The sequence below is a fragment of the Streptomyces sp. BE20 genome, from assembly GCF_036322525.1.
Classification (GTDB): domain Bacteria; phylum Actinomycetota; class Actinomycetes; order Streptomycetales; family Streptomycetaceae; genus Kitasatospora.
Genome location: NZ_JAQYWW010000070.1, coordinates 1 through 670 on the forward strand (window position 1 = coordinate 1; position 670 = coordinate 670).

Below are 670 nucleotides of genomic sequence, written 5' to 3' on the forward strand. Positions count from 1 at the left end.
GGGGGTGCCTCTATGTCCTTCGTCAAGGATGTGGTGCCGGTTTTGGTGCTGTTGGGGGTGGTCATGCGGCGGGGGTGGCGGCTGGGGTTCGGGATTCGTAGAGGGTGCCGTCGCGGAGCATGGCGAACAGGACGCTGATGCGTTGGCGGGCGAGGCGCAGGAGTGCCTGGGTGTGGGTTTTGCCGCGGGCTCGTTGCCGGTCGTAGTAGGTGCGGGAGGCGGGGTCGGCGTTCATGCAGGCGAAGGCCGAGAGGAACATGGCGCGTTTGAGCTGCCGGTTTCCTCCTCGGGGTGCGTGTTCTCCGTGGATGGAGGTGCCCGAGGACTTGGTTGTGGGCGCGAGGCCGGCGTAGGAGGCGAGGTGGGCGGCGGTGGGGAAGCTCGTGCCGTCGCCGACGGTGACCAGCAGGACGGCGGCGGTCCTGACGCCGACGCCGGGCATCGAGGTCAGGACCGGGTGAAGAGGGTGGGCCTCCAGCAGGGTGTTGATCTGGGCCTCCAGGGCCCGGCGCTGTTCCTGGACGGCCGCGAGGGATCGGGCCAGGGACGGGACGACCACGTCGAGTGTGCCGGTGCCGGGGACGACGACGGTCTGTTCGTCGAGGGCGTCGAAGAGGTCGTCGATCAATCGTTGGGCCATGCGCGGGGCTTTGGGGCGGATCAGTTCGAC

The 670-nt window shown here is 69.0% G+C and carries 1 protein-coding gene; it reads right to left on the reverse strand.

Features of this window, described 5'->3' with window-relative positions:
- Nucleotides 1-61 precede the first annotated feature (61 nt).
- On the reverse strand, nt 62-670 hold a 609-nt coding region (locus tag PUR61_RS00260; RefSeq protein ID WP_329874364.1), incomplete at its 5' end, for a transposase.